General features: G+C 37.0%; 8 protein-coding genes. 3 read left to right on the plus strand and 5 right to left on the minus strand.

Annotation, left to right across the window (positions count from 1 at the left end; translation table 11 throughout):
• Nucleotides 1–133: 133 nt before the first annotated feature.
• Nucleotides 134–319, plus strand: coding sequence for a DUF5325 family protein (locus QRN68_RS07050; RefSeq protein WP_068983295.1), 186 nt, complete (start codon nt 134–136; stop codon nt 317–319).
• 42 nt (nt 320–361) lie between these two features.
• Here QRN68_RS07050 and QRN68_RS07055 read toward each other — a convergent pair whose 3' ends face one another.
• Complete coding sequence (locus QRN68_RS07055) at nt 362–1,156, minus strand: inositol monophosphatase family protein (RefSeq protein WP_285396060.1); 795 nt, start codon at nt 1,154–1,156, stop codon at nt 362–364.
• Between the two features lie 258 nt (nt 1,157–1,414).
• On the minus strand, nt 1,415–1,612 hold the full coding sequence (locus QRN68_RS07060; RefSeq protein ID WP_053483442.1) for a hypothetical protein: 198 nt from the start codon (nt 1,610–1,612) through the stop codon (nt 1,415–1,417).
• 99 nt (nt 1,613–1,711) lie between these two features.
• On the opposite strand from QRN68_RS07060, the gene QRN68_RS07065 reads away from it, so the two are divergent.
• Nucleotides 1,712–2,338 carry a YktB family protein gene (locus QRN68_RS07065; RefSeq protein WP_285396061.1) on the plus strand — a complete coding sequence of 209 codons (627 nt, stop codon included), beginning with the start codon at nt 1,712–1,714 and terminating at the stop codon, nt 2,336–2,338.
• A 141-nt stretch (nt 2,339–2,479) separates the two neighbouring features.
• On the opposite strand, the gene QRN68_RS07070 is transcribed toward QRN68_RS07065, so the two are convergent.
• Complete coding sequence (locus tag QRN68_RS07070) at nt 2,480–2,767, minus strand: UPF0223 family protein (protein ID WP_285396062.1); 288 nt, start codon at nt 2,765–2,767, stop codon at nt 2,480–2,482.
• 20 nt (nt 2,768–2,787) lie between these two features.
• Nucleotides 2,788–3,747 (minus strand): NAD(P)H-dependent flavin oxidoreductase, encoded by a 960-nt coding sequence (locus QRN68_RS07075; RefSeq protein ID WP_285396063.1) that lies wholly within the window; start codon nt 3,745–3,747, stop codon nt 2,788–2,790.
• A gap of 147 nt (nt 3,748–3,894) precedes the next feature.
• Between QRN68_RS07075 and QRN68_RS07080 the strand changes: the two genes are divergently transcribed.
• Nucleotides 3,895–5,364, plus strand: a complete 1,470-nt coding sequence (locus QRN68_RS07080; protein WP_285396065.1) for an aminotransferase class I/II-fold pyridoxal phosphate-dependent enzyme — start codon at nt 3,895–3,897, stop codon at nt 5,362–5,364.
• A gap of 14 nt (nt 5,365–5,378) precedes the next feature.
• On the opposite strand, the gene QRN68_RS07085 is transcribed toward QRN68_RS07080, so the two are convergent.
• Entirely contained in the window at nt 5,379–5,732 is a 354-nt protein-coding gene (locus tag QRN68_RS07085; protein WP_285396067.1) for a helix-turn-helix transcriptional regulator, read from the minus strand.
• Nucleotides 5,733–6,025: the final 293 nt, after the last annotated feature.

A 6,025-nucleotide genomic window follows, 5' to 3' on the forward strand; every position in this document is an offset into this window, starting at 1 on the left:
CTCCATATTCTTTTTTCGAATGTTTAACTGTGATATTATAGCACAAGAAGGATAGAAATGTCCTTATTAGAATTTACATCATTCTAAAAAAATATATTTGAATTACAAATTTTTCATATTAGGAGGCTCGGCTATGAATCGTGCAAAATTCGTAATGGGCATTTTCGCATTAGCAGCTGTTTTAGCAATGTGTTCTATTGGCTATTCTGTAGCAGCTGGTAGTGGTTTTGGTATTATAGCAGGCATTGTGGCTACTTGTGTCATTTTTATGACAGCCTTTAAATTAAAACGTAAACTGCGTGAGCAAGGATTACTTTAATAAGTAAGAAGGAGCCTGTCTAAAAAATAGACGGCTCCTTTTTTATTCATAAGGCACAATATATTTTTCTAACAGCTCTTTGTGAATAGAAGGATTGGCAATGATAAAAGTATCCTGATGTAGAAAATCAAAGCCTTCCCCATGTAAATTAGTGGTGATGGCACCAACTTCCTTAGCAATAATGGTACCTCCTGCAATATCCCATGGTGATAGTCGCATCGATACATAAGCATCTAGTTTACCACTAACAACAAACGCTATTTCCATTGCTGCTGAACCATACGACCTTGTACCACGTACTTTCCGAATCATTTCAATTACTTTTTCATGGTGAATATGGCGATTTGGGGCTACCCAGTGTGCGTTTATACCAATGACCGATTCCTCTATTTTGACTGATTGCAATTTACGCAATGGTGAGTCATTGTACCATGCCCCTTCGCCTGCAATTGCATAAAATAAATCTTCACGCATTACATCAAATATGTAACCTAGCTTACCTACCCCATTAATAAAAATACCGATAGAAATCATAAAATGTCGATGTTGTTTAACAAAATTCATCGTGCCGTCTATTGGATCAATAATCCATACAACACCTTCTAACGACTCTACTTTTTCTCCCATTCCCTCTTCCCCTAAAATTTTGTGAGTTGGATCCAAAGCGCTTATTTTTTCAATAAAGAATAATTCAGTTTCACGGTCAATATTTGTGACAAGGTCATTTGCATCTGATTTTGTCTCGATAACTAGATTGTACGAAAAAGCATCTCGAATACGCCTTCCCGCTTCAAATATAATACTTTTCGCAAATTGATCAATTTGTTGTAAATCCATAAAAACCCACCCTTCAAATATAAGAAAAGGCACTGCGCTTTAGCCTACATCAATTATACCTCGGTATAATTGCGTCCAGAACCGGCTTTGTGCTTAGGCCTTTATTTCTCATGATGTTTTGTTAATACGTAGCATATAGTACTTCCCTAAAAAATTTCCCTTTAAGATATACTGTCTATTTTACCCTTTATAACAATAAAAATCACCTGCTGTCGGAATATTCAGCAAGTGATTTTTCAAATGGGTATAAAATTTCTATTACGCATAGGCGTGCAAACTTTCAAGTTCCAGCTGAATTTCAGCCAGACGTTTTTTACTTTTTTCAATTTCAAGTTCATTTTTTTCATTCATTGCAGAGAATAGAGAAGCTAATTCATAATCTAATTCTAATTGTAAAATGTGTTCATATTGCTTTTCAATGTCAACTTTACGTATAATTTTTACGATTGGTTTCATAAAAATCACTTCCTTTTTTTATTTTAAAGTTCTTGTTATAAGATTTTTTCCCATTTTCCTAATAAAATAAACCTTATAAATCGAAAGGAGTTAATAAAATTGCAGAAAATTAAATGGACTAATAAAGACTTCAATGTTTTTCAAATAGATGGATTAGACCAGAGAATGGAAGCGTTAATTTCATCTGTACGACCTAAATTCCAACTGCTTGGAGAGGATTTTTCTTCCTTCTTTTCAAGTCATCTTGGAGAAGAATTTTATCCTCATGTGGCGAAGCATGCACGTAGAACCGTAAATCCTCCAAAAGACAGCTGGGTTGCCTTTGCTCCTTACAAAAGAGGTTATAAATCATTACCTCACTTTCAGATTGGTCTTTGGAGCACACATTTATTCATCGTCTTAGCTATTATTTATGAAGCTCCACAAAAAAATGTGATGGCAGAACGTTTAATTGCCAACAAAACATTGCTACAGCAACTTCCTAATGATTTTATTGTTTCTGGGGATCATATGTCTCCTGCAGCAATCTCCATGGAAGATGCAAAGGAAGACAAGCTAGATGAATTGCTTAATCGTTTGCGCGATGTTAAAAAAGGTGAATTTTTAGTCGGTCGACATATTCCAAGAGAACAAGCAATCAAGCTGTCCGCTAGTGAACTTCATCAAATTACGGAAGAAACTTTCAGTAGTTTACTTCCTATTTATAACATCATTGTTGGAAAATAAAGTATGAAGTATTGTACTTCGGGTCATGTGACATACTAACCTTATACTTTTATTGTATGTAGTGTATGTACATCACTTATTTTTAACACGTAAAACTAGAAGATAAAAAAAGCGGACGTGAGAATACTCACGTCCACTTTTTTAACGTCGTTGCTTCGGTGCAACTTTAATAATCGTCCCATCAGCTGCTTCTTTTGTTTGTTTAACAACAGAGTAACTGACATAGCCACTTGCTTCTTCGAATTCACGAAAAATTGATTTTTCCTCAGCTTGTGAAGGAACAATCTCTTTAAAACGGCGGTATTTCGCCATCATTACTTCACGTTTAACGCCTTTTTCATAGGCTTGCTCAATCGCTTCAAAAAATTGAACAACATCGACAATTTCCTCAGTCGACCAATCAATTGAAAACGGATAAGAATATTCCATTGGACATAACCACCTTTAAGTTACTTCCCCCATTTTACCCGGATACTTTCTGCTTCTGCAACCATTCGAGTGATAAGCTCCTCAACTGTTGGAATATCATGAATCATCCCTGTAACTTGTCCAGCCCAACCAAATCCTTCATCTTTCTCACCATCATAAATAAAGCGCTTATTGGCAGTGCCACTAATATAATTTTTCAACGCCTCATAAGTTGGTGTCATTTGCTCAATTTCTAAAATCTTTTCGGTAAAACCATTGCGTAACGCTCTTGCTGGGGCCCCAATAGAACGCTTAATAATTGTTGTATCTGCTTCAGAACTTGCAAGTAGTGCCTCTTTATAAGCCTCAGATGCATCGACACATTCCTTAGTTGCAATAAAACGCGTTCCCATTTCAATTCCCTCGGCTCCTAGTGCATGTGCTGCTAACCAGCCTCTTCCGTCACCAATCCCACCAGAAGCAATAACAGGAATTTTCACACTATCTACAACTTGAGGCACAAGCACCATTGTTCCTACATCATCACGTCCGAGATGGCCACCACCTTCTTGTCCAACTACCATCACAGCATCTGCTCCAAGTTGTTCCGCCTTTTGAGCTTGCCTACGTGCAGCTACTAGTACTAATTTTTTTATATCCGTTCCTGCCAATATATCGAAAATGGGTGCAGGATTCCCTCCAGTCATCGTAACAACTGGCACCTTTTCTTCCACTGCAACACGCACCATATCCTCATAACCAGTGCCATACATACCAATTGCAAAGTTTACACCAAAAGGTTTATCTGTTAATGTCCGTACTTTATGAATCTCTGCGCGCAATAAGTCAGGATCTCGTAAACTCATTGCTGTTATTTGTCCCAGCCCTCCAGCATTCGACACCGCCGCTGCTAAATCAGCATATGCTAAATAGGCTAATCCCCCCTGAATAATTGGGTATTTAACATTTAAAAGTTCCGTCACACGTGTATTCCAATTCATAATACCTCCCCTTTCGTACAATACTAACTTCTCGAAATGATTAAAAATTCCTTTTATTTTTTTTATGTAAAAGTCTATTTTTTCGCGTCATTAGGTGCTATAATTCATTTGTTTTCTTAGATATTATAAAGTGAGGTGGTACCTGCGTTGTCACAATTAGAGACTCCATTGTTCGACGTATTACTTAAACATCGGAACAGACATCCAATTCAGTTCCATATCCCAGGCCATAAGAAAGGGCAAGGTATGGATCCTGCTTTCCGAGAATTCGTCGGCGACAACGTTTTATCTATTGATTTAATTAATATTGCTCCACTAGACGATTTACATTCACCGAAAGGCGCAATTAAGGAAGCGCAAGCACTTGCTGCCGAAGCCTTTGGTGCTGATCACACATTCTTTTCCGTTCAAGGTACTAGTGGCGCCATCATGACGATGATTCTGACCGTCGTTGGTCCAGGTGATAAGATTCTAGTGCCACGGAATGTTCATAAATCAATAATGTCGGCGATTGTTTTCGCTGGTGCAATCCCGATTTTTATTCATCCTGAAGTAGATAGTGAGTATGGTATTTCTCATGGAATATCGCCTGAAGCTGTCGAAAAAGCTTTAAATGCTTATCCGGATACAAAAGCAGTTCTTGTTATTAATCCAACATATTACGGCTTTACAGCTGATTTAAAACGTATTGTTGAAATAGTCCATAGCCGTAATATCCCAGTAGTTGTTGATGAAGCTCATGGAGTACACATTAAGTTCCATGATGAGCTTCCTTATTCTGCGATGGAGGCAGGTGCCGATATGGCAGCTACAAGCGTACATAAGCTTGGTGGCTCCATGACACAAACGTCGATTCTAAATGTTCGTGAAGGTCTTGTTTCTGCAAAACGTGTACAAGCGGTTTTCTCAATGCTAACAACAACATCGACATCTTATCCATTACTCGCTTCGCTTGACACAGCTCGACGTCAACTAGCAATTCATGGCTATGATTTAATCGATGATGCACTTCGTTTAGCTAAAGATGCCCGAAAACGCATTAACCAAATTCCGCATTTAAAATGCGCTGGTAAAGAAAAATTAAAATCATCTGCAACTTATGATATGGATCCGTTAAAACTATTGATAAGTGTTAAGGATTTAGGCATTTCTGGTCATCAAGCTGAAGAATGGCTTCGTCACAATGCTAATATCGAAGTAGAGTTGTCTGATCTATATAATATTTTATGTTTAGTGACATTAGCTGATACGAAAAAGGAAATTAACCTCCTTATCAATGCACTTAGTCGTATGTCTAAAGCATTTGATTCAGAGGCTGCTATTACTGAAGCAATCGTTAATGTTCCAGATATTCCAGCACTTGCCATGTCACCTCGTGATGCATTTTATGCAGATACTGAAGTTGTTCCTCTGGCAGAAGCAGATAATTGCATTTGTGCAGAATTCATAATGGTATATCCTCCTGGTATTCCTATTTTTATTCCCGGGGAAATAATTACCCAAGAAAATATTCGTTACATTCAAATGAATATTGAAGCTGGTTTACCAGTTCAAGGACCAGAAGATACAACACTAAAAACAATTCGCGTCATAAAAGAACGCAAACCAATCATTTAATTACGAAGCTACCTCTATAAAAATGGGGTAGCTTTTCTTAATACAATTACCTTAAAGGATAGAGCATGCATAATACAGGGAAAATAAGCCACCAATAATGCCACAAAAAAATCCCCGGTTGTTTTATGATTGGATTCACTCGAATGATAGACTGCGGTTTTATGATATTTTTCCTCTCCTATAATAAGCTGATCTAGAGAAACCTCATATAAATCACTCAGCTTTATAAAATTATCAATATCAGGATACCCCTTACCCAACTCCCATTTAGAAACGGATTGTCGTGAAATATTTAAAAAATCCGCAACATCATCCTGCGTGTAGTTATGTTGTTCTCTCAATCCCTTCAAACGATTATCTAAATTCATTATTCTCAACCTCCAGCTAATAGATATTGATTAAATGATAATCGGTTATTATACATTACTCTAGAAGCTATTATTTGCAAATTCGCAACGATTAGTTCCTTTCAATGATATAGGACTTTTATTAGTTGATTTTTAGTATTTTTTCACAGAATTGACCTTCAGGAAGCCCACTTCTTCAGAGGGTGGGCGGAATGAAGTGCTTTTTTCTTTACAGAACGTACGTTTTTGTTGTATATTTTGAATAATCAAAAAATAAAGGAGTGACGGGTAATGACGAAATCGAAAAAAGATTG

Source organism: Lysinibacillus sp. fls2-241-R2A-57, from assembly GCF_030209535.1.
In the GTDB taxonomy this organism is placed as follows: Bacteria; Bacillota; Bacilli; order Bacillales_A; family Planococcaceae; genus Lysinibacillus.